The organism is Streptomyces paradoxus (assembly GCF_014202475.1).
Lineage (GTDB): Bacteria > Actinomycetota > Actinomycetes > Streptomycetales > Streptomycetaceae > Streptomyces > Streptomyces paradoxus.
Genome location: NZ_JACHGV010000001.1, coordinates 1,094,347 through 1,116,326 on the forward strand (window position 1 = coordinate 1,094,347; position 21,980 = coordinate 1,116,326).

At 69.5% G+C, this 21,980-nt stretch carries 16 protein-coding genes and 1 pseudogene; 10 read left to right on the forward strand and 7 right to left on the reverse strand.

Annotated elements, in window-relative coordinates; translation table 11 throughout:
• Positions 1-79: 79 nt before the first annotated feature.
• Complete coding sequence (gene rok7B7 / locus HNR57_RS04865; protein ID WP_184556367.1) at positions 80-1,291, reverse strand: ROK family transcriptional regulator; 1,212 nt, start codon at positions 1,289-1,291, stop codon at positions 80-82.
• A 594-nt stretch (positions 1,292-1,885) separates the two neighbouring features.
• Here rok7B7 and HNR57_RS40825 point away from each other — a divergent pair.
• Positions 1,886-2,053 (forward strand): annotated as a pseudogene (locus HNR57_RS40825) (IS5 family transposase); the annotation flags it as partial.
• A 512-nt stretch (positions 2,054-2,565) separates the two neighbouring features.
• Here the strand turns inward: HNR57_RS40825 and HNR57_RS04870 are convergent.
• Positions 2,566-3,732: a glycosyltransferase family 4 protein gene (locus HNR57_RS04870; protein ID WP_184556369.1), complete on the reverse strand. Its 1,167-nt coding sequence runs from the start codon at positions 3,730-3,732 to the stop codon at positions 2,566-2,568.
• A 53-nt stretch (positions 3,733-3,785) separates the two neighbouring features.
• A complete protein-coding gene (locus HNR57_RS04875) occupies positions 3,786-4,493 on the reverse strand; it encodes an FkbM family methyltransferase (protein ID WP_184556372.1) in 708 nt (235 codons plus the stop codon).
• A gap of 1,342 nt (positions 4,494-5,835) precedes the next feature.
• Between HNR57_RS04875 and HNR57_RS04880 the strand changes: the two genes are divergently transcribed.
• From HNR57_RS04880 to HNR57_RS04890, 3 genes are all read left to right on the forward strand, one after another.
• Positions 5,836-6,771, forward strand: a complete 936-nt coding sequence (locus HNR57_RS04880) for a ParB/RepB/Spo0J family partition protein (protein WP_246554184.1) — start codon at positions 5,836-5,838, stop codon at positions 6,769-6,771.
• Positions 6,772-7,275: 504 nt separating this feature from the next.
• Positions 7,276-8,088, forward strand: a complete 813-nt coding sequence (locus tag HNR57_RS04885; RefSeq protein ID WP_184556375.1) for a VOC family protein — start codon at positions 7,276-7,278, stop codon at positions 8,086-8,088.
• Between the two features lie 96 nt (positions 8,089-8,184).
• Positions 8,185-8,931, forward strand: a complete 747-nt coding sequence (locus tag HNR57_RS04890) for a response regulator (RefSeq protein ID WP_246554187.1) — start codon at positions 8,185-8,187, stop codon at positions 8,929-8,931.
• 60 nt (positions 8,932-8,991) lie between these two features.
• Here the strand turns inward: HNR57_RS04890 and HNR57_RS04895 are convergent, their stop codons facing one another.
• From HNR57_RS04895 to HNR57_RS04905, 3 genes are read right to left on the reverse strand one after another with little or no spacing between them, the layout of a single operon-like run.
• Entirely contained in the window at positions 8,992-10,230 is a 1,239-nt protein-coding gene (locus HNR57_RS04895) for a beta-ketoacyl-[acyl-carrier-protein] synthase family protein (RefSeq protein ID WP_184556381.1), read from the reverse strand.
• Positions 10,227-10,463 (reverse strand): acyl carrier protein, encoded by a 237-nt coding sequence (locus tag HNR57_RS04900; protein WP_184556384.1) that lies wholly within the window; start codon positions 10,461-10,463, stop codon positions 10,227-10,229. Before HNR57_RS04900 ends, HNR57_RS04895 begins: the two co-directional genes overlap by 4 nt.
• 17 nt (positions 10,464-10,480) lie before the next feature.
• Positions 10,481-11,521 carry a beta-ketoacyl-ACP synthase III gene (locus tag HNR57_RS04905; RefSeq protein ID WP_313672945.1) on the reverse strand — a complete coding sequence of 347 codons (1,041 nt, stop codon included), beginning with the start codon at positions 11,519-11,521 and terminating at the stop codon, positions 10,481-10,483.
• Positions 11,522-11,795: 274 nt separating this feature from the next.
• Between HNR57_RS04905 and HNR57_RS04910 the strand changes: the two genes are divergently transcribed.
• Positions 11,796-13,010, forward strand: coding sequence for a sensor histidine kinase (locus HNR57_RS04910; RefSeq protein WP_313672946.1), 1,215 nt, complete (start codon positions 11,796-11,798; stop codon positions 13,008-13,010).
• Positions 13,011-13,044: 34 nt separating this feature from the next.
• On the opposite strand, the gene HNR57_RS04915 is transcribed toward HNR57_RS04910, so the two are convergent.
• Positions 13,045-13,860 (reverse strand): class I SAM-dependent methyltransferase, encoded by an 816-nt coding sequence (locus HNR57_RS04915; RefSeq protein WP_184556390.1) that lies wholly within the window; start codon positions 13,858-13,860, stop codon positions 13,045-13,047.
• 575 nt (positions 13,861-14,435) lie between these two features.
• On the opposite strand from HNR57_RS04915, the gene HNR57_RS04920 reads away from it, so the two are divergent.
• The 5 genes from HNR57_RS04920 (at position 14,436) to HNR57_RS04940 (ending at position 21,848) form a co-directional block, all read left to right on the forward strand.
• Positions 14,436-15,242 carry an alpha/beta fold hydrolase gene (locus tag HNR57_RS04920; RefSeq protein ID WP_184556393.1) on the forward strand — a complete coding sequence of 269 codons (807 nt, stop codon included), beginning with the start codon at positions 14,436-14,438 and terminating at the stop codon, positions 15,240-15,242.
• A 141-nt stretch (positions 15,243-15,383) separates the two neighbouring features.
• Positions 15,384-17,279, forward strand: coding sequence for an ABC transporter ATP-binding protein (locus HNR57_RS04925; RefSeq protein WP_184556650.1), 1,896 nt, complete (start codon positions 15,384-15,386; stop codon positions 17,277-17,279).
• A 168-nt stretch (positions 17,280-17,447) separates the two neighbouring features.
• Positions 17,448-18,155, forward strand: coding sequence for an ABC transporter ATP-binding protein (locus tag HNR57_RS04930; RefSeq protein WP_184556396.1), 708 nt, complete (start codon positions 17,448-17,450; stop codon positions 18,153-18,155).
• Entirely contained in the window at positions 18,152-20,482 is a 2,331-nt protein-coding gene (locus HNR57_RS04935) for an ABC transporter permease (RefSeq protein WP_184556399.1), read from the forward strand. The genes HNR57_RS04930 and HNR57_RS04935 overlap by 4 nt, the downstream gene beginning before the upstream one ends.
• Before the next feature lie 301 nt (positions 20,483-20,783).
• Positions 20,784-21,848 (forward strand): threonine ammonia-lyase, encoded by a 1,065-nt coding sequence (locus tag HNR57_RS04940; protein ID WP_184556403.1) that lies wholly within the window; start codon positions 20,784-20,786, stop codon positions 21,846-21,848.
• The last annotated feature ends 132 nt before the right edge of the window (positions 21,849-21,980 follow it).

A 21,980-nucleotide genomic window follows, 5' to 3' on the forward strand; every position in this document is an offset into this window, starting at 1 on the left:
TGGCTGGAAGTCAACTCGGCCACACGTGCGACGTCAAGAAGTAAATCCTTAACGAGATGGCAACGGTGCCATCCGTTCTCTAAGTGAAGGCAGGGGTGACTGCCTGCAGCGCACCGGGAGCCGTCCCATCCAAAAGGGTCGAATCACCCATCTCGCTGAGGGCGAGAGCGAGCGCTCCGAGCACTTCCGCACGGCCGCCGAGGGCACCGGGGAGAACGGACAACTGGCGTGCCGCACTGGGGATCGCGTAGCGGCCGACGGACTCCCGGATCGGCCCGAGCACCAGCTCACCGGCCTCGGCGAGATCACCGCCGAGGACCACGCGGCTCGGGTTCAGCAGGTTGCAGAGATTGGCCACTCCACTGCCGATGTGGCGGCCGACGTCGGCGATCACCCGACGGCAGCCCGGATCTCCGTCCCGCGCCAGCCGTACGACGCCCTCCATGGTCAGATCGGTGCCGTGACTGGACTGGAGGAGCGGGAGCACGTAGCGCGCGGCCGCGAAGGTCTCCAGGCAGCCGCGGTTTCCGCAACGGCAGACGGGGCCGGACTCGTCGAGTGTAATATGCCCGATTTCTCCCGCGGTGCCGCCGGGGCCTCGGTAGATCTTGCCGCTGATCACCAGACCGGCGCCGACGCCGCTGGCGACCTTGATGTAGGCCAGGTCGCGGACGCCCCTGCCGCTGCCCCAGACCATCTCGCCGAGGGCGCCGAGGTTGGCGTCGTTGTCCACGTGCACGGGGACGCCGAGGCGGCCGCGGAGCTCCTCGGCGGGCTTGGTGCCGGTCCAGCCGGGGAGGATGGCCGTCGAGCCGAGGGTGCCGGATTCGACGTCGATGGGGCCGGGGACGCCGAGACCGACGCCGGCGATCTTGGAGCGGTCGACGCCGGTGGCCTCGATGAGGCGGGTGACCAGCTGTTCCGCGCGGTCGAAGCCCTGGGTGGACGAGGCGTCGACGTCGAGGGGCTCGGACTCCTCCGCCAGGACCTGGTGGGCGAGGTTGCCGACGGCGACGCGGAGGTGGGTGTGGCCGAAGTCGACGCCGATGACGATGCCGGCGTCGCCGCTCAGCGACACGCTGCGGGCCCGGCGGCCGCCGGCGGAGGTCGGTGTGACCTCGACGGTGCCGCCGTCCTTCAACTCCCGGACGATGTTGGAGACCGTCGCCGCGGACAGGCCTGTCGTCCGCGCGATCTCGGCCTGGGTGAGGGAGCCCGCCAGGCGCACGGCTCGTACGACCCGCTCCAGGTTGGCTCGGTGCAGCGATGACTGCGACCCCGGAGTCTCCACGACGACCTCCTGCGCACGGGGCCGCTTCGATGAGACCCCGTCTATGTCCAACTAGTGAACTCTAAGCTGAGCCGTTCGGCTTGCCTCCCGTCAAGAGGTTGAACCGATTCCGCGGTGTGTGCGGGTCGTCGCGGAGCGCTATGTGGGGGTACGCGCTTTCTGCTGGGTGGGGTGGGCGAGGGCGCGCGCCTTCGCCTGACGCCGGGTGGGGGTACGGGCCGCGCCTGGGGGTGTCCGTCCTCGGAACGGCGCGATGGAGCCCCATACCGACTGACTGGCGTGACGCGCAACCGCTGCGGGTGGACACCCCCGACACGACCCTTGCGTCGTCCGGCGGCTGCGGGTCCGCTCAGTGAGCGTCCGATGCGCCCATCCGGTGTTCCATGGCGAGTTCGAGCTGCCCGGTCATGGGCGTCCGGCCGGCGATCCGCCGGGAACATGGCTTATGCGCAAATAGAGAGACCGGCAGTGAGCCGGATCACTGCCAAGAGCTCCCGTCCCATTGAGAAAGCGACCGGTTCACGCAAAAAGGGGAACGCACGTCCCGGTGCAACCGACGCCCCCGCACGCCCTGCTCGGGCTGGCCGCCACCGCATCCCCAGGCATCATGCAGCCCTCACGGCCCTGCGCCAGCGACCTGTCCGACTCATCCGCACCACCCTCGAAGCCTGGCGTCAGGCCCGCGACGGCATCCGCAAACCCACCCACGACCTGCGCGCCCTGATGAACGCCATCCTCCACGTCGACCGCACCGGCATCCCCTGCCAGGACGGGAGCCCGACATGGTCGCCGCGCGACCTGGAGCAGCACCCAGACGCCCTGCGGGACGAGGCAGGCGGCATCCGCCAGGCCGGCCCACGGACCCACCGGCGATTCCAAGGACTGTCGGACTTCTACCAGGCGCCGGATGCGAAGAGCCTCTTCGCCTCCACGACGCCGGGACGCGACGCTGCCGACAGGTTCGGGGACAAGGTCGCCACGATGGCCGACGCGCTGCGGACCCACTCGGCCGAGTCGGCCGATCGCCCAGCAGTTGGAGCAGTCGCAAAACCAGGCGACCAAGCGGTCACATACTTCGGTTTCGCTACGGAAGTGGGCCTCGGTACCCCGACGCACTCGACGACGGCTCCGGCCCTGACGTTACGGACAAGCTCTGAATGAAGCCCCGCTCGATTCAGTCGAGCAGCCGGATGGAGTGATCGAATGGCCTGAAATAGGGTACGCGAGGCGAATCGTCCGGGTGATGCCGCCCGTCACCGGACCTGTTCGCTTCGTCAGCGAAGGTGCACGTCCTGCTCCAGCAGCTTCTCGAGATCGGGGTCGAGCAGCTGTGTCAGGAAGCGGGCCGAGGCGTCCCATGACCACTGCCGCTCGACCCATTCGCGCCCTGCGGCGCCCATCGCGGCGCGGTCCGGCGACAGCAGTGTCAGCGCGATGGACCGGGCTACGGCCTTGACGTCCGTGCCATCGACCACGTGGCCGGTCTTCCCCTCGAGCACGGTGTCGGGTGCGCCACCGGAGTCGCCGGCGATCACGGGCAGTCCGCTGGCCGCCGCCTCCAGGAAGACGATGCCCAGGCCCTCCGCCTCCAGGCCGGCGCGCCTGGTGCGGCACGGCATGGCGAAGACGTCGGCCGCCGCGTAGAACGTCGGCATCTCGGTGTGGCCCTTGCCGCCCGCGAAGACGACGGAGCCTTCCGCGGTGTGCTTACGGGCCAGGGCGCGCAGCCGCCGCTCGTGCGGGCCTTCGCCGACGATCAATAACGCCGCTTCCGGTACGGCTCGTTGGACGAGCGGCAGAGCGCGGATGAGAGTGTCCTGCCCCTTGCGCGGCACCAGGCGGGACGCGCACAGGATGACCTCCCTGCCGCTGATGCCATACTGGTCGCGGAGCTCCTGGACACGCTGCACAGGGAGGTCGGGCCGGAAGTCCTCGGGGGCGACCCCCGGTACAAGTCGGCACATCCGGGCCCGCGGTCCGAGGGCGGGCGCGATCCGGGACCGGGTGTACTGCCCCAGATAGGTCACCACGTCCACGTTGTTGCCTATGCTCCGCAGCACCTGGCGCGCCCCGGGCGAACGGGCCCACCAGATCTCATGGCCGTGGGTGGTGGCGACGGTCCGGCGGATGCCGGCCCGGCGCAGATGGGGGGCCATATAGGCGAGCGGCGCCGCCGCCCCGAACCAGACCCGGTCACAGCCGTGTTCGCGGGCGATGGCCATCGCCCTTCGGGTGATGCGCCGGGTCGGCAGCAGGGTGTGGGTGGAGTCCCGGATCACGGGGAACGGCAGGGTGGCGTCGTACGCGACCGCCCCAGGTTCGTTCGAGGTGTAGACCACCACGTCGTTGCCGGGTATGCGGGTGGCCATCGCATGGACGAAGGTCTCGATGCCGCCCTGGCGTGGAGGGAAGTCGTTGGTGATGACGAGAGTGGTGCTCATGGATGCCGTCGCTGCCTTCGGTGTGGATGATCTTGGCTGCCAGACGTGGGGGCTCAGGAGGCGAAGAGGTAATTGCGGCAGTCGTCGGTGATGCGGCTGGATTCGACCCAGCGCCCTCGGTGCTGGCGGTGGAGGCCGTAGCCGAAGTCCTGGAGATGGCTGACCACGTCGGCGGGCCGTGCGCCGTATTTGTCCAGGTGCCTGCTCTCGATCTCCAGCAGCAAGGTCGGCCGGCAGCGGCGCAGTGTCTCCTGTCCCCCCGCCAGGACGGCGAGTTCGGCGCCCTCAACATCTGCCTTCACGAAGCTGAGCTTCTCGATGCCCGCTCGGCCCACCAGTTGGTCCAGCGTCAGGACCGTGGTGCGTACCGGCCGCGAGGTGCGGAACTCGCTGTTGGGGCCGGGCCCCGAGGCGCCCTGGGTCAGGAAGGCGCGCCCGTGCACCGGCAGCCCCCTGCGCCGGGGCAGGCTCAGAGTGCCATGACCGGGGCGGGCCCCGAGAGCCGTACGGTGAACGATGACGTTGCGGCACCCCAGGAGGCAGGCGCAGGTGCTCAGCCAGCGGGCGGGGCCGGGCAGCGGCTCGACGCTGTGCACCCACCCCGAGGGCCCCGCCAGAGCGGCCAGCGTCCATGTGTAGAGGCCGTATTCGGCGCCGATGTCCAGGCAGACGTCGCCGGGGGCGACGAACTCACCGATAGCGGCGACCTCTTCCTCCACGAAGGAGTAGCGGGAGGCCGCCCATCGCAGGGCGGCGGCCACGCCCGTGGTGCGCTTGCCAGGCAGATCTCCGGTTCGATTACCCGTCCGGTGTAACGGGCGCGGGCCGTCGTGGGATAACGGCCGCTGGGACGGGGCAGGGTCGGTCATCGTTCTTGCTCCTGTACCGGCGGGGGCGTACGGGTGTCGGGACGGGACGACAGGGCAGCCCGTTCGTCCGCGCGCCGCCTACCGACGGACCTCGAACCGGCTCGTGCGGTCGGCAGGTCGCCGGGTCCTGTGCACGACGACCGACGCCGCCTGCCGTCCCCCGCTGGAATCCACCATCAGGAGCTGCTCGCCGTGAACAGCAACGGTGTCGGCCCCAGCCCATTGCGGTGAGTTCAGCTCCCCCGCCGCGCGGCCCGTGACGTGGCACCGGGGCGTCGCGGCTGATAGCGCGGTGACAGTTATCGAGCGCACGCTCAACACCGCCCCCTCGGATTCCATGCATCGCCAGCGACATCCCCCGAACACCTCTTCGATCGCGAGATCGACTATAGCTATGGGCCCGTCGGTCCTGTCCAGGGCGGCCCACGAAGCCCCACCCCCATCCCCCTCTGACCTGTGCGACCACCGCTGCCTGCGAGCGCCGGGGCGGACTCCTGCAGCAATCCCGAAAGCCGTGGGCAACGGATACGACGTATCGTCATACTGCTTTGGGCGGTGGCCAGTTCGGCCATTCGCAGGGGGGCAGCAGCTGCACATCCGGCGTGCCGGCACACCGTTCCCTTGCCACACTCCGGAGCACGCCGTTACGACTAGCAGGCAGAATTAGGGATCGATGCGCGCACTCAGAACTGCACTCTCCCCCCATGTACCCATGCCCGTAGCGATGAGGTCGGCCAGAACCAGTGGCGTCGACACCACATAGATACCCCCTCATCTGGGTGAACCGAGCATAAGGACCCTGGGCGTAAAACGCCTCGCATCAGCCGGAGGCACGACTGGCGTACGTCAGGACGCGCCGGAACTTCCTCTGGTCACCCACACGCCTGCACCGGCGGATTCTCCACCCCGAAGGCCCGACAAGGCCCGTTCCGCAGCGAACAATGGAGATAGCTGTGTTATGCACCTCCTGGACCGCACCTCATCATCATGAGCCCCTGTCGAAAAGGACATTAAATAGCCTGCAACACACAGAGCCAAAAGCTCGCGGCGTTCAGCTCATGAGCAGAAGAAAACGGGGGTAAGTACATTGCGTGAGCCGCACATAGGGACACTCGTACCTGCACACAGCGGGGCGGTCGATCTCTCCATCGAAGCAGTCGGAGGCAAGACCTCCGGAATCATCTCCGTTCCGATAGCAGCCTTGCTGCCCGGCGAGTCTCCGAGATCGCAAGGGTTGGACCAGGAGCATGCGACCCAACTGGCGGAGTACGACGGCCCGTTGCCGCCCATTCTCGTCAACCGGTCCGATTTGCGGGTAATTGACGGCATGCACCGTCTCCTGGCCGCGTACATCAGAGGCCAGGAGACCATCGATGTCGAGTTCTTCGAAGGGTCCCCCGAGGACGCGTTCCTGCGCGCGGTCGAAACCAACGTGGCGCACGGCCTGCCGCTCTCCCTCGCGGACCGGCGCGCCGCCGCCTCCCGGATCATGACCACTCATCCGCAGATGTCCGATCGGGCCATCGCACGTGCGTCGGGTCTCGGATCCAAGGCAGTGGCCGCCATCCGCCGCCGTTCAACCGCCGCTGAGGCGCAGTTGAACACCCGAGTGGGCCGGGACGGACGCGTGCGCCCGCTGAACAGCGCCGAGGGTCGGCAGAGAGCCGCCGAGGTGATCGCCCAGAACCCCGAGGCATCCTTGCGCGAGGTCGCCCGGCTGGCAGGAATCTCTCCCGCCACCGCAGGTGACGTCCGTAAGCGCCTCAGGGCCGGTGAACCCCCCGCCCCCGCCCGCCCGGCGGTCCGCGAAACTCCTGAGGACCCGGCCTCTGCAGCGCCGACACCGGCCACCGCTGCCGACGAGGTCACCCTTGCTCTTCCTTCGTCCGAGAAGGTACCGAGACCTGGCCATAGAACACGGCTCGCCACGCGCGCTCCGGGCACGATGCTCGACAAGCTGTCGCGCGATCCGTCCCTGCGTCTCAAGGAGGACGGCCGCCACCTGTTGCGGCTGCTCCAGCAGAACGCGGTGACACAGTGGTCCAGTCTAACCGCAGCCGTACCGCCGCACTGTGGGGAACTGATAGGCAGCCTGGCACGTCAGTATGCCGCCAACTGGCTGGATCTGGCTGAACAGCTGGAGGAGCGAGAGCGGTCCGGCTCCCTCTGAAGCCCACTGCTGAAGGCCTGGCCGGTTCCCCCTCTCCGCCCCCCATGTCTTCGCCGCCGCGCCTGTCAAGGCTCATACGAGGGGCTTGAAATCGCCGCCTCCACAAGGCCCTGATTTCGGGTCCCTTCATACAACGACGGTCTTTCACTTGATGGGCCAGACCATGAGGCGGCCGCGCCCTGCGGGTTCGGTACGAGTCATCACACCACCAGCCGGATCCCGGTCCATCCCTCCCGCGGGCTGGATCCGCCGAAGACATCGCTCCGGAGATGTAGTACTTCCGAACGATGTGGTCCGGCGGCCGGAAGGAGGCGGAGAGAGTGGCGTACAACTGGGGCGGTGCCGCGGTTGAACGCAGCACCGCCCCCGGACCTGCCGGGTATTGATCACTGAACTCCCCACGGGTCATTCTGCTGCGACGGAAGAAAGTCCCTTCCGTTGGCTGCGGCTACTGGCCGTCCCTGCCCAGCCCTGCAACACCGCCCACTTTCAGGAGCTTTTCCAATGGCTGTGCGCGACATATCGCATGTCGAGCTTTATACGAGAGACAAAGTCGCCGCCGTTCACTTCCTCGTGTCTGGCATGGGTTTCACGCAGGTCGCCGACTCCGTGGCGGTGGACCGGAGTTCCGTGCTGCTGCGACAGGGCGATGTCCAGATCGTCGTCACGTCGGGCTGGGTGACGGGCAAGTGGCTGTCCGAGCACGGGGACGGAGTCGCCGACATCGCGGTGACGTGCGACGACGTGTCCGAAACGGCCCAGGCGGCGCTGGCCGCCGGCGCAACGGTCACGCGTTCGCCGCAGGGGAACCCGGTCGTGTCGGGATGGGGCGGGGTCTCCCACACCCTCCTTCCCGCCTCCAACGCCGGCCCTGCCGTTCCGCCTGCAGGTCACAGGTGGACATCCTCTCCAAAGGCACCCACCGCGCCCGTAGGGCGGGTCCGGCGGCTCGACCACATCGCCATCCGCCTGGAGGCGAGCGGCCTTGCGGATTACGCGGCCCTCTGCGGCGAGGTTTTCGGCCTGTCCCCCCTGCCCGTCGCCCGCCTCGTCCCCGGCGGCCGGGACGTCACCACCGTGGCCGTCGGCAGTGCCTCGGAGCGCGTGGTCTTCGCCCTCACCGCAGCGGACGCGCACCACGGTGCAGGAGCCCTCCCTGAGTCCTCGGATCCTGAGAGGGTGACGGGCGTCCACCGGCTGGCGTTCCTCGCCGATGACATCCCCGTCCGAGGCACCCGAGTTCAAGGCCGGGGGCATGCGGGGGCTCAGTTTCCAGCTGGTCGAACGCAGCGGCGCGCACGAGTTCGACACCGCTGATGCCGGGTTCGCCGCCGGGACCTGGAGCCCGGTCGGCTGACCACAGGTCGGCATGCCGGCCGAAGCGCCGAAGTACCTCCGGCGCGGGGGCCCACCATGGACATGGTCCAGAATGTGGGCATGAAGACGCGGCAGAACGGTGGGAGGCCCCCGGCAGTGAGCAACGACGATCCGGACGGGGGGTTGCGCGCCGTCATCGTCGACGACCAGGCACTGGTGCGCACCGGATTCCGCATGATTCTACTGTCGGACGGCATCGAAGTGGTGGGGGAGGCGACCAACGGCGGCGAGGCAGTTGCCATGGTGCGCCGCACCCGGCCCGACGTGGTGCTGATGGACATCCGGATGCCGGAGATGGACGGCATCGAGGCGACGAGGCGGATCGTCGCCGACGGTTCCACGCAGACGCGCGTCATCATCCTGACCACCTATGACCTGAACGAGTACGTCTACGAGGCACTTTCGGCCGGCGCCAGCGGGTTCCTCCTGAAGGACGTGTCCCCCGACCAGCTCGTGGCTTCAGTACGACTCGTACGAGCCAATGACGCCCTGCTGGCACCCCAAATCACACGCCGTCTGATCGAGCGCTTCTCTCCGCGTGCGGACGTGAAGCCCATGCTGCACCGGGACCTATCCGGGCTGACGACACGCGAGCTGGAAGTGCTGCGCCTGCTCGCCACCGGCCTGAGCAACACCGAGTTGGCGGAGCGGCTGACCCTCAGTACCGCCACGGTGAAGACGCACGTGGCGCGGATCCTGTCCAAACTCGGACTGCGCGATCGAGTGCAGGCCGTGGTGCTGGCCTATGAGACCGGGCTGATCTCTCCGGGTGATTCCCCCTGAGAGATCAGCCGCGGCAGGCGGTCCGTCCTCGCCCAGGAGCAGTGGGCGGGGTCGCCCGTTTCAGGCGCTGCCGAGCACAACGACCGCGTTCTGGCCGCCGAAGCCGAACGAGTTGCTGACGGCGACGGACACCGGGGTGTGCCGGGGCGCGCCGTGCACGATGTCGATCTCGGGCAGATCCGCGTCGGGGGCCTCGAAGTTGGCGGTGGGCGGTATCACCCCCTGGTCGACCGACAGGGCGGTGAACGCGGCTTCGACCGCTCCCGCGGCGCCCAGCATGTGGCCGGTCACACCCTTGGTGGAGGTGACCGCGACCTTCGGGCCGAACATCCCGGCGATGACCCGTGCCTCGACAGCGTCGCCCTGTGGGGTGCCGGTCGCGTGGGCGTTGACGAGTGAGACGTCCGACGCGCGGACCCTCGCGTCCGACAGGGCCTGCCGCAGCGCGAGCCGAGCGCCGCGCCCCTCCGGATCGGGGGCGGTGAGGTGATGCGAGTCCGAGGAGGCGCCGTATCCCAGCAGCCGCGCGTAGCCGCATCGGCCGCGGGACCGGGCGTCCTCGGCGCGTTCCAGGACAAGCACGGCCGCCCCCTCTCCCAGGACGAAGCCGCCGCGCCGCGCGTCGAACGGTCGGGATGCCCGGGCCGGCTCATCGCCGTGCCGGGAGAGCGCCTTCAGACGGTCGAAAGCGGTGGCGACCAGGGGGGTCACGGTGGCTTCGGTGCCGCCGGCCAGGACCACGTCGCAGCGACCCGCGCGCAGCAGGTCCAGGGCCACGCCCAGCGCGGTGGTACCCGAGGCGCATGCCGTGGACACGGAGAGAGACGGACCGTGCAGGCCCAGGTCGAGGGCCACGGTGCCGGCCGCGATGTTGCCGATGGCCTTGGGGACGGTCAGCGGGTTGACCGCACGCGGTCCCCGGACCGCCATCCGCCGCCCCTGCTCCTCCCAGGTCTGCTGCCCGCCGACCGCAGTGCCGAGCACGACGCCCACCCGGGAGGGGTCCCAGGAGCCGTCGGTCACGGCCGCGTCTGCGACGGCGGCACGGGCCGCGGCGACGGCGAACTGAGTGAAGGGGTCCATCCTGCGGGCTTCACCGCCGCACGCCTGCTCCGCGTCGAAGCCGGTCACAGCGCAGCTGAAGGACACGCCAAGACCGGCGAGCCTGGGATCGTCCGTGGCTCCGGGCAATCCGGCGCAGGCCGCTTTCCAGGCCTCGCCTGTGGTCACACCGACCGGTGTGACCATCCCGATGCCGGTGACGACGACACCGGGACGGTGCTGCGATGGGGCAGTCATGCCGTCAGAACCGCCCCCCTGGCCTGAAGGAACTCGGCCAGTGCGGTCACGGTGGTCGCGGGGGTGAGCTCCTCCTCCTCGATGGTTATGCCGAATTCGTCCTCGAGCTGTGCACCGAGTTCCGCCAGGGAGAGCGAGTCCACCTCGAGTTGCTGGAAGGACCTGTCGGGGTCGATGGGGGCAGGGACCTTGTAAGTCCCGGCGAGGATGTCGGAAAGGTAGTGGACGAACATCGGCGGATTCCCCTCGGTCAGATCTCGGAACGTACGTGTGTCAGGTGCGGCCAGGTCAGTGCGGCCGAACCCCAAGTCAGTCCGCCTCCGAAGGCTGTGAGCACGGTGCGTGCGCCAGGCTTGAGACGTCCTCCGTCCATGGCGTCAGCCAGCGCGAGCGGGATGGAGGCGGCGGCGGTGTTGCCGACCCGGGCGATCTCGCACACCGCCGTGTCCGACGGCACCTGGAGCCGGTTGGCGACCGCGTCGATGATGCGCGCGTTGGCCTGGTGGGCCACGAAGGCCCCGACGGTCTCCGAGCTCCAGGCACAGTCTTTCATCACCTTCCGGGCCGAACTCGTCATCTGCTCGATGGCCCTCAGGTACACCTTGCGGCCTGCCATGCTGAACCACCTTTGGCCCTCGGGTTGTTCGCGCTCGCCGGGCACGTGGATCGCATCCCGTTCCGCACCGTCGCTGCCCAGGTCGAAGGCGAGCAGGGCCCCCGGTTCCCCCGTGGTGCCGCGGCGCAGCACCACCGCCCCCGCGCCGTCGCCGAAGAGCACCGCGGTGGACCGGTCGGCGGGATCGACGATGCGGGAGTACGTCTCGGCTGCGGTCACCACAACGCTTTCTGCCATGCCCGCGCTGATCAGTCCCGCAGCGGTCGCCGTGGCGTAGATGAAGCCGCTGCACACGGCCGAGACGTCGAAGGCCGGTATCCCGCCCTGGCCGAGGCGGTGGGCGACCTCGGGCCCGGCGGCGGGGCAGGGCCGGTCAGGGGTCGTGGTGGCAAGCACCAGCGCGTCCACCGCGGTACGGCCCGCAGAGCGCAGGGCGTTGGCGGCCGCCGCGGAGGCGAGATCCGTCATGGAGATGTCCGGGGCGGCGCGTCGCCGGGAGGCGATTCCAGTCCGTGTACGAATCCACTCGTCATCGGTGTCCAAGTGCTCCGCGAGCGAGGCATTGCTGATTTCCGTACGGGGAAGGGCGGTTCCGAGTCCGGCGATGACCGCGGCGGGCCGGGCGTCCGGTTCTTTCCAGGGCATCGGTGCGAACTCCGATGCTTGCATTCTCATGCCCCTTCGGTTCCTTTTCACAAACGACAGGACACAGTGTTTTCCTTGGAGTTCGGCGAAAATCGACCGTACACGGGCCCGGATATCGGGCACAACACAAGACTTGCGCCGTCTAATCCGCCCCACTGATTTCGTCTCGTCCGCGTCCGGTACAGCCGTCCAACCGTGCTCCGGCGCCAGTTGAACACTACGGAGGTACCAGCTTCCGCCCTGCCGTCACAATGTTCTGGTGGAACATGGAGAAAGCGGTGCGGGGCGCAGGTGGCGACGGTCTGTGCGCGAGGTGCTCAGTCCCGAGGCACGGCCCACCGCAGGGGCGCTGCTCGTGGACGCGCTCCTCGCGATCGCGCTGGCCGTCATCGGCGTCGTCGTCAGCCTGAGGTTCGGGCCCGTCGACCCGTACGTCGTCATGGGGTCGCACGATGCGGCAAGTCCCGCCCGGCCGTACGTACCGGTGGGCGCTCGTCCGCACTACTGGCTCATCGCTCTCAACCCACTGCCCCTGGCCTTCAGGCGCTGGTACCCGCTGCCCGCCTTCTGGGCTGCGGCGGGCACGGGTCTCCTGCTGACGTCCCAGGCCACGTGGATCACCATCGCGGTCTGTGCCGCGGCCGCCTACAGCGCAATCGCCCACAGCCGCCGGCGCGTACTCGCGGTGGCGAGTCTGGCGATCGCCGCGGTGCTGAGCAGTGTGGCCTTCCGCAACGCCGCACCGGAGCTGCCGAGCTGGTCCGCGGCCTTCGTGATCATACTGCTTGCCGGAGTCGTCGCGCGGACCGTGCGGTACTGGCAGGACCAGTTCAGAGCCAGCCAGCTGCGCGTGGCCACCCTGCAGACGGAGAAGGAGGAAGCCGCACGGCAGGCCGTGGAGGACGAACGCACCCGCATCACGGCGGAACTCCATGACATCGTGTCGCACAACGTGAGCGTGATGGTGATCCAGGCGGGCGCGGCCAGCCGGGTGCTGGACACGGCACCGGAGGAGTCCCGGGACGCGATGCGCGCGGTGGAGACCAGCGGCCGGGCCGCGATGGCCGAACTGCGCGCCGTCATGAGCCTGTTGGCCGGACCGGGCAGCTCCGCCGACGGACTGCAGCCGCAGCCGGGGCTGGACCAGCTGGAGGCCCTGGTCAAGGGGGTGCGGGCGACCGGGATGCCGGTGGATTTCACGGTCTCCCTGCCGCCCGAATCGCTCCCGCCCGGCGTCGAACTGGCCGCCTACCGGGTCGTCCAGGAAGCCCTGACCAACGCACTCAAACACGCCTCCGGGGCAAGTGCGTCGGTCGCCCTGCGTCATGACGACGACTGGCTGGAGATCGAGGTCACCGACACGGGCGGCACCAGGGCGGAACAGGCGCGCACCGGCAACGGCAGGGGTCTGATCGGGCTGCGTGAACGGCTCGCCGCGTACGGCGGGTCCCTGGAGGCACGCCGGAGATTCGGCAGCGGCTTCTTGGTCAAGGCCCGTATCCCGCGGCGGCCCGAGTGACCCCGCAACGCGGGGGTGTCATGGCCAGGAGCGTCTACTCCTGTCGGAACCCGGACGGCTGCGCGCGGAAGAGGTACATGCGGCAGTCGTCGGTGAGTCCGACGGTGCGATGCCAGCTCCCAGCGCCCCATCGGAACATGTGGTAGCCCAGGGTGACGGTCAGGCTGCGGACGAGGGAACCGAAGTCGTGACCCGGCCGGTGCCACGCCTCGGTCCGCACCAGCAGCACGGGGCGGTCGCGCAACAGCGTGTAGAAGACCCCCGCCAGCACCCTGCGCCCGGCGCTGCCGGCGTCGACCATGATGAAGTCGACCCGCTCCAGGGGCAGCCACCGGCTCACGCCGCCAAGCGTCTGCACCGGCGCCGGGCCGGGCGACGGCGTACCGGCCTGCTGCGGCTCACGGGCCGCTCGCGGTTCGCTGGGACCGGCCGGTAACCGACAGCGTCCCTGAACGGGCGTCATACGGTGGCCGAGGGAGTGCAGGGCGCGCTGGTGGCCGCTCTCGCCGGTGGCAATGCGGTGCACCGTGACGTTCTCGCACGCCAGCAGGGCTGCCACGTCCACCGGCCGGGCAGGGCGTTCCGACAGCTCGAAGTGGTGCACCCGCCCTTCGGGGCCCACCAGGTGGGACAGGACCACCGTGTACGTGGCGCCGACGGCAGCGATGTTCACGCAGACCGCGCCGGGAGCCACCACGGCGCGCAGACCGGCCAGCTCGTCCTCCATGCCCGGCAGCCACCGGGCCGCCCAGCGCAGCACCTGCGCCGCGGACGTGCCGCGGGCGCCGGGACGGCGAGGTGCGTCCCTCGTGCACCGGGCGCGCCCGCCGGACGGCGAGTTGGGGTTCATCCGCGACCTCTCTGAAAGGCATTGATTCACGTAGCAGGCGGGATGTCGGAGTCGATGGCCCAGGTGCCACGGCACCGTTCTGCGACGGCGCCCGCTGCGGTGTTCTCGAAAGCAGCCGCACGTACCGGAGATGGACAGCAGGCAGCACTGTCGGTCGGTCCGCCGGATCGACCACAGCGGCCGCGCCTGCGACGGCCGCGGCCTCCCTTCCTGGAACGATCCGCGCACCATCATTCCAGCAATAGATGGGGTATGTACCACAGTTCGCACTGGTATGGCTGATTGGCGCCGCTCCCCCGCGGCCTTCCCCAAGGCCCCTGTCCGGCCGTGCGCACGGCCCGGCGCGCCAGTTCGTTCAACTGCGCAGAGTCGTCAGTTGAACGGTCGAGGTTCGACCGGACGATCGGCCGGATGATACTGATCAAGTCGTCATTCCACGCCCCGGGCGCACCGCATCGAACCGCCCGGGGCGCAGACGCGGGCCCGCACGTCCCGTCGCCGACAGGCCGACGACTGCCCGTCGGCCCGCGTCCTGAACACCTCCGTCACCGGCGGTGAAACGAGTCGGGGAAGCCATGTCTTTCGTGAACACCAATGGGATCCGTATCGCTTACGAGCGCCAAGGCCGGGGGGAACCCGTCCTGCTCATCATGGGCTCGGGGGCCGCGGGCCGGGCGTGGACCATGCACCAGACACCGGCACTGAACGCGGCCGGCTACGAGACGATCACGTTCGACAACCGAGGGATCGCAGGGTCCGACGCTCCGCCCGGCATGTACACGCTCGACGAGCTGGTCGCCGACACCGCCGGCCTGTTGGAGGCGCTGGGTCTCGGCCCGTGCCGCGTCGTCGGCACGTCGATGGGAGCGATGATCGCGCAGGAGCTGGCCCTCGGCCGACCGGACCTCGTGCGGTCCGCGGTTCTGATCTCCACCAGGGCGAGGTCGGACGCGCTGCGCCGGGCGCAGTCAGCCGCGGATCGCGCGCTGCGCGAGAGCGGACTGACGCTGCCTGCCTCGTACGAGGCGCTCCGGACGGTCCTGGAGATGATGTCGCCGGCGACCCTCAACGACGAAGCCGCGGTCAGGACCTGGCTGGAGATCTTCGAACTGTCCGGCGGCAGCGCGAAAGCCGCCGCCGGACAGGACGGGGTCTCCGAGTCCCTCGGCGACCGCCGCGACGCGCTGCAGGGCGTCACGGTTCCGTGCCGCGTCATCTCCTTCTCCGACGACCTCATCTGTCCGCCGCACCTGGCCGGGGAAGTGGCCGACGCCATTCCCGGCTGCGACCTGGTGGAGATCTCCCAGTGCGGACACCTCGGGTACCTGGAGCGCCCCGACGCCGTCAATGCGGCGATCGTCGAGTTCCTCGACAAGTACTGACATGCCGTCTGTCCGGTGGTGCACACGGGGACGTCGCTCCGCGTCGTCGGGCGGACCACTGCTTGAACACCGTTTCTGACGACCGACGGTGCCGTCGCAGGGCGTTGGAGAAACACGAGAGCGAGGCAGGATTCCGTGACCATGCTGGACGGCCCGACGGGTCTGCGGTTCGATGACGATTCGATCACCAGGCAGAAGGTCCGACCCGGCACTGTCCGGCGGATCATCCCGTACGCCATGCGCTACCGCATGCTGCTGGTCGTACTCCTCCTGACCACGGTCGTCAGCGCGGTGATCACGGCGGCCGGCCCCTTGGTCCTCAAGATGATCATCGATGACGGCATCCTGCCCAAGCGGCTCGGTGTCGTGGTGGGGCTGTGCCTGACGATCGCCGGCCTGGCCCTGGTGGATGCCGTTGCCATGTACGTGCAGACCTGGTGTTCGGGCCGGATCGGCGAGGGCCTCGTCTACGACCTGCGGACCAAGGTGTTCGCGCACGTACAACGGCAGCCGCTGGCGTTCTTCACGCGGGCGCAGACCGGTGCGCTGGTCAGCCGGCTCAACGCAGACGTCATCGGAGCACGGCAGGCGGTGACGACACTGCTGACGGATGCCGTGACCACCATCCTGACGCTGATCCTCATCCTCGGGGCGATGTTGTACCTGTCCTGGCAGATCACTGTCGCCGCGCTTGTGATGATCCCCTTCTTCCTGCTGCCGGTGCGGCTGATCGCTCGCAGACTGCAGCGGCTCACCCGGGAGACGATGGAGCAAGACGCCGAGATGAGCTCGATGATGAACGAGCGGTTCAACGTCTCCGGCGCCTTGCTCGCCAAGCTCTACGGCCGCACCGACGACGAGAACGGCATGTTCGCGGCCCGCGCGAGCCGGGTGCGCGACGTCGCCGTCGGCGGTCTCATCTACGGTCGGCTGCTCTTCATCATCGTCACAGTGCTCACCTCGCTCACCACGGCCTTGGTGTACGGCCTCGGCGGTGCCCTCGCCATCGACGGCGTCCTCCCGATGGGCACCCTCGTCGCGATGGTGACCCTGCTGCTCCGGCTCTACGGGCCAGTCAACGAGCTGTCGAACATGCAGGTCACAGCGATGACCGCACTGGTCAGCTTCGACCGGGTCTTCGAGGTCCTCGACCTCGAACCACTGGTGTCCGAGCGCCCCGGCGCCCGCGCTCTGCCCGCGCCGGGCCCGCATGGCAAGGCGCTGGACGTCGAGTTCGAACAGGTCACCTTCCGGTACCCCACCGCCGAGGAGGTCTCGCTCGCCTCCCTGGAGTCGGTCGGGACGCGCACACCGGAACGCGGCGACACGGAGCCGGCCCTGCACGAGTTGAGCTTCCGCGTACCGGCGGGCCGAATGACGGCCCTCGTCGGGCCGTCCGGTGCCGGGAAGACCACGATCACCAACCTGGTGCCGCGCCTCTACGATCCGACCTCGGGCAGCATCCGCATCGGCGGCCACGACGTCCGCGAGCTGACCCTGCAGTCGCTGCGGGACACGGTCGGCGTGGTGACCCAGGACGCGCACCTCTTCCACGACACCCTGCGGGCAAACCTGCTCTACGCCCGGCCCGCGGCCACCGATCAGGAGCTGGTCGACGCCTGCGCGGCCGCACAGGTGTGGGACACCGTCAGTGCCCTGCCGGACGGCCTCGACACGGTGGTCGGTGACCGCGGCCACCGCCTCTCCGGCGGCGAGAAGCAGCGGATCTCCCTGGCGCGGCTGCTCCTGAAGGCCCCTCCGGTCGTGGTCTTGGACGAGGCGACCGCCCACCTGGACTCGGAGTCGGAGGCGGCGATCCAACTCGCCCTGAAGACCGCCCTGGCGGGCCGGACATCGCTGGTGATCGCGCACCGCCTGTCCACGATCCGCGAGGCCGACCAGATCCTCGTCGTGGAACGCGGACGGATACGGGAGAGCGGCACCCACGAGGAGCTGCTTGCCGCGGAAGGGCTCTACGCGCAGCTGTACCGCACCCAGTTCACCCAACAGGCGCCCGACGGTGCCGAGGTGCGCTGAGGTCCGTCGACCGGAGTAGTGCCGGACCCCCTGGGAAGCTCCCCAGGGGGTCCATCGCGCGCGATCGCGGGCCGTGCGCTGCCGACGTACATCGCAAGGATGACCCCTCGGTCGAATTACCTCCCGGGGCCGACGCCCGCCCCCCGCGGCCCGGCCTAACCTCGCAGCATGACCAGTGAGAACAGCTCCGAACGGGTCGTCGTACGGCTGGACGGTGTGCGCAAGGAATACGGGCAGTCCGTCGCCCTCGACGGTGTGTCGATGGAGATCCGAACGGGCGAGGCGGTCGCGGTGATGGGACCGTCGGGCTGCGGCAAGTCCACCCTCCTGAACATGGTCGCGGGCCTCGACCGGCCCACCGCCGGGACGATCAACATCCACGGCGACGACCTGGGCGGCATGAACGAGACCGGCCTGGCGCTGTTCCGCCGTCGGCGGATCGGCATGGTCTTCCAGTTCTTCAACCTGCTCGACGACCTGACGGCGCTGGACAACGTGGCGCTGGCCGGCCAGCTCACCGGCACCTCGGCCCGGCAGGCCCGCAAGCGTGCGCTTGAACTGCTCGACGAACTCGGCGTCGCGGACCGCAGGAACGACTACCCGGCGACGCTCAGCGGCGGCCAGCGGCAACGGGTCGCAGTGGCACGGGCGTTGATGAACAAACCGTCCCTGCTCCTCGCGGACGAGCCGACCGGCGCCCTGGACCGGCAGAGCGGCGAACAGGTGATGAACCTGCTGCTCGACCTCAACCGGATCGGCCAGACGCTGCTCGTCGTCACGCACGACCCGCGCCTCGCCGAGCGGTGCGCAACCCGCCTCGTCGAGTTCGAGGACGGCCGGATCGCCCGCGAGAAGGTCCTGGAGCGCACCGCATGAGCGCGGTGTGGAAAGCCGCGCGGTCCGCGGTCAGACGCCGCCGGTTGCAGACGGTCGTCATCGCCCTCGTCGTCCTGCTGTCCACGGCCACCATGGTCATAGCGATGGGACTGCTCGACTCTGCGAGCCGCCCCTTCGACCGGGCCTTCGACAAGCAGCGCGGCGCCCACGCCGTCGCCGCCTTCGACCTCGACAAGGTCTCCGCGGACCAGGTCTCCGCGACCGCCCGGCGTTCGGGCGTCGAAGCCCACGCCGGCCCCTTCGACCAGACGTCGGTGAGCCTTGCCCCAGGCAGCGTCTCCTTCCTTCCGGGCCCGCTCACCGTGGTGGGCCGGGGCGAGGCGGGCGGCTCGGTGGACCGGGTGCACGTGTGGAACGGCCGCTGGGCCACCAAGCCCGGCGAGATCGTGGTGAACCAGACCCCGCCCTTCAGCGGCGGCGCGCCCTTCCCCCTGGGCGGCAAGGTGGTGACCCCGCAGGGCACGAAGCTCACCATCGTCGGCTACGCCTACACCATGAGCCGGACCGCCGATGCCTGGGTCACGCCCGAACAGATGAAGGCGCTGCACCCCACTGCGCGGCAGATGATGTACCGGTTCTCGTCGGCGTCGACAGAGGCCGATGTGGCCCAGGGCATCGGGCAGGCCACGGCGGGGCTGCCGAAGGGTTCGCTGGTCGCCACGCAGTCGTATCTCACGATCAAGAAGGACGTGGCCTCCGGACCGGGCGTGTACGTGCCTTTCCTGATGGTCTTCGGCGTCCTCGGCGTCATCGTCGCCGTCATGATCGTCGCCAATGTCATCAGCGGCGCCGTCGTCTCCGGTTTCCGGCACATCGGCGTTCTCAAGTCCCTGGGCTTCACGCCGCGCCAAGTGGTGGGGGTCTATCTGCTGATGGTCTCGCTGCCCGCGGTACTGGGCTGCGCCCTGGGCGCTGTCGGCGGCGTCCTCGCCACGGATCCGCTGCTGACCAGTGCGTTCCAGGGAACGGGCATGGACCTCAGCGGTGTCGCGGTCAGCTGGTGGGTGCCGGTGGCCGCCCTGGTGGGCATGCCGCTCCTCGTCGTCCTGGCGGCGGCCTTGCCGGCGCTGCGCGCTCACCGGCTCTCCGCGGCCGAGGCGATCAGCGCGGGCAGCGCGCCGCACCGGGGCCGCGCTCTGTGGATCCAGCGGCGGCTGGGCGGCAGCTCCCTGCCGCGCTCGGTGAGCCTCGGTCTGGGGCTGCCCTTCGCACGTCCGGCCCGTACTGCGATGACGCTGGTGGCCGTCCTCCTCGGCGTCACCACCGCGACTTTCGCCACCGGTCTGGCCAGTACGGTCAACGAGTTCGGGAAGGCCGGGGACCACACGTCGGGCGCACAGCTCATCGTCCAGCCCGGCCAGCCGCAGTTCGGCGAGACCGCGCCGAAGCTGGACGATCCGCAGACCGAGAAGGTGCTGCGGTCCCTGAAGGGCACCGAGAGTGTGACGGTCGATGTGCACGTCCCGGTCTCCATCACGAGCTCGAAGAAGGTCGTCGCCGAGTTCTGGCGCGGGGACACCTCCGCACGCGACTTCCGCGACCAGATCGTCAAGGGGCACTGGATCGAGGGGCCCGGGCAGGTCGCCGCGTCGACGGCGTTCCTGCGTGACCGCGGTCTGCAGATAGGTGACCGGCTGACCATGGAGGTGGGCGGCAAGCCGGCCCGCGTCACCGTCGTCGCCTCGCTGATGAGCCAGCGGGACCTGCTGTACGCGGACTGGCGGGCGCTGTCCGCCCTCGACGTGGACGTCACGAAGCTCAACTCCCGCTTTCAGTACTTGGTGCAGGTCTCCCCCGGCACGAACATCGCCCAGTACACCGACGCGGTGAGGGCGGCGGACCCGGGTCTCTACGCGCGCCCGAACTCCGACTCGTCCACCTTCGAAGCGTCCGTGATCAGTCTGTCGGTGGTCCTCACCCTCATGCTGGTGACCGTCGCCGGACTCGGGGTCTTCAACACGGTCGTGCTCAACACCCGTGAGCGCCGCCGTGATCTGGCGACGCTTCAGTCCCTCGGCATGACGCCTCGCCAGGTGATCGGCATGACGGTGACCTCGATGGCGGCGGTGGGTGCGATCGGCGGGGTGCTCGGGCTCCCCCTGGGCGTCCTCGCCCATCGCGCGATCATGCCGATCGCGGGCGAGGCGGCCAAGGTCGACCTGCCGGCACGCATGCTGGACGTCTGGCACGCACCGGTCCTGTTGCTCCTCGGCCTCGCCGGCATAACGATCGCGGTCCTGGGAGCATTCTTCCCGGCACGCTCGACAACCCGTATGGCCACCGCGGAGGCACTGCGCAGCGAATGAACGGGCAGGTTTTCCTGCGCCCCCGATCAGGAAAACCCTGCGTCCGCGGACGCCGACCACCGACCGGTGGTCGGCGTCCGCGCGTCCACGCGTCCACGCGTCGCCCTGCGCACTTTCCAGGCGTAAGGCAATCATGCGAGCATGACACGCACTTTTCCCCTCCAAAGGTTTTTCCGAAAAGCCGCGTCGCCCACTTCGCGCCGGTCGCGCCCTGTCAATCGCGACCGTTTGCAGCGGCATTGCCATGTGCTCTTTCCGGCATCGGACGCGGCATCAAATTTCTGGCATTCATGGAGAGTTCATGGGCATCGGTCATGCACGCGAGCACGCTCCCGCAGACGGTCGGACGAGAGGCCCCGGCAGTGGGGAAGAGGGTGCGCACCTCGACCGCGCAGCCGTCGAACGAGCGGGGCGGCGCCTGGCCGACCGGGTGTGGCGGACGCCGGTCCTCCGCTGTGACCAGCTGGACGCCCGTAGCGGCGCACGCCTGTGGTTGAAGGCGGAAAACCTGCAGCGCGGCGGGTCGTTCAAGGTCCGCGGGGCGCTCCTTGCGGTGGAGCACCTCGCGGGGTCCGGCAGCCGGGGCGTGATCGCGCAGAGCACCGGCAACCATGCGATCGCGGTCGCCCTCGCCGCCCGCCAGCACGGCCTTCCGGCCATCGTGGTCCTCCCGTCCGACGCCCCGCCCACCAAGATCCACCGGATCCGGGAGGCCGGTGCCGAGGTGATGACGGCCGGTACCCTGCTCGCCGACCGGGTGGCCGCCGTGGCGCAACTGCGCGAGCTGCACGGCTACGACGTCATCGACCCGTATCAGAACCCGCACGTGGTCGCGGGCCAGGGAACCGCCACGGCCGAACTGATCGACCAGGCGGCACAGGTAGGCGTGCACCTGGACGCCGTGGTCGTCCCGGTCGGTGGTGGCAGCGCGATCGCCGGTGCCTGTCTGGCGGTCGAGGGGCGCGGGGTGTCCGTGGTCGGGGCCGAGCCGCAGGCCGTGCCGGCGCTCACCACAGCGCTGCGCACACAGGGGCCGGTGACCGTGGCTGCCGGGCACACCATCGCCGACGGGCTGCGTCCCGACCGGATCGGCGACCTGCCGTTCGCCCTCGCCCACCGGGTCGTATCCGCGGTCGTGACGGTGTCGGAGGAAGCCATCGCCGACGCGCTGCGAGCCGCATTCCTGCACGCCCGCCTGGTGATCGAGCCGGCGGCGGCCACCGCGCTCGCCGCCGCCCTGGAGCACGCGTCCCGCTATGGCAGGGACGTCGGAGTGCTGCTCAGCGGTGGGAACGTCGAGCCGAGCCTGGCCGCCTCGCTGCTGACCGGGCAGGAGACGCCTGCCCCGCACACCACGGCCGCCTGAGGCTGCCGGTAGCGGCCCTGGGGGCCGAGCGACCACGGAGGCCCTCCGCCATCGATGACGCCGGAGGCGGACGCCGGGCAGGCGGAAGCAGGCGGTCAGGCAGAAACGCAGCGGGCCGGGCGCCACGACGAC

What these genes read in the sequence shown, in the direction of transcription:
- HNR57_RS04905 (WP_313672945.1), bottom strand. Translation starts at nt 11,521, where the DNA reads ATGAGAATGCAAGCATCGGAGTTCGCACCGATGCCCTGGAAAGAACCG.
- HNR57_RS04940 (WP_184556403.1), top strand. Translation starts at nt 20,784, where the DNA reads ATGGGCATCGGTCATGCACGCGAGCACGCTCCCGCAGACGGTCGGACG.
- HNR57_RS04885 (WP_184556375.1), top strand. Translation starts at nt 7,276, where the DNA reads ATGGCTGTGCGCGACATATCGCATGTCGAGCTTTATACGAGAGACAAA.
- HNR57_RS04870 (WP_184556369.1), bottom strand. Translation starts at nt 3,732, where the DNA reads ATGAGCACCACTCTCGTCATCACCAACGACTTCCCTCCACGCCAGGGC.
- HNR57_RS04915 (WP_184556390.1), bottom strand. Translation starts at nt 13,860, where the DNA reads ATGAACCCCAACTCGCCGTCCGGCGGGCGCGCCCGGTGCACGAGGGAC.
- HNR57_RS04930 (WP_184556396.1), top strand. Translation starts at nt 17,448, where the DNA reads ATGACCAGTGAGAACAGCTCCGAACGGGTCGTCGTACGGCTGGACGGT.
- HNR57_RS04895 (WP_184556381.1), bottom strand. Translation starts at nt 10,230, where the DNA reads ATGACTGCCCCATCGCAGCACCGTCCCGGTGTCGTCGTCACCGGCATC.
- HNR57_RS04935 (WP_184556399.1), top strand. Translation starts at nt 18,152, where the DNA reads ATGAGCGCGGTGTGGAAAGCCGCGCGGTCCGCGGTCAGACGCCGCCGG.
- HNR57_RS04890 (WP_246554187.1), top strand. Translation starts at nt 8,185, where the DNA reads ATGGACATGGTCCAGAATGTGGGCATGAAGACGCGGCAGAACGGTGGG.
- HNR57_RS04920 (WP_184556393.1), top strand. Translation starts at nt 14,436, where the DNA reads ATGTCTTTCGTGAACACCAATGGGATCCGTATCGCTTACGAGCGCCAA.
- HNR57_RS04900 (WP_184556384.1), bottom strand. Translation starts at nt 10,463, where the DNA reads ATGTTCGTCCACTACCTTTCCGACATCCTCGCCGGGACTTACAAGGTC.
- HNR57_RS04925 (WP_184556650.1), top strand. Translation starts at nt 15,384, where the DNA reads ATGCTGGACGGCCCGACGGGTCTGCGGTTCGATGACGATTCGATCACC.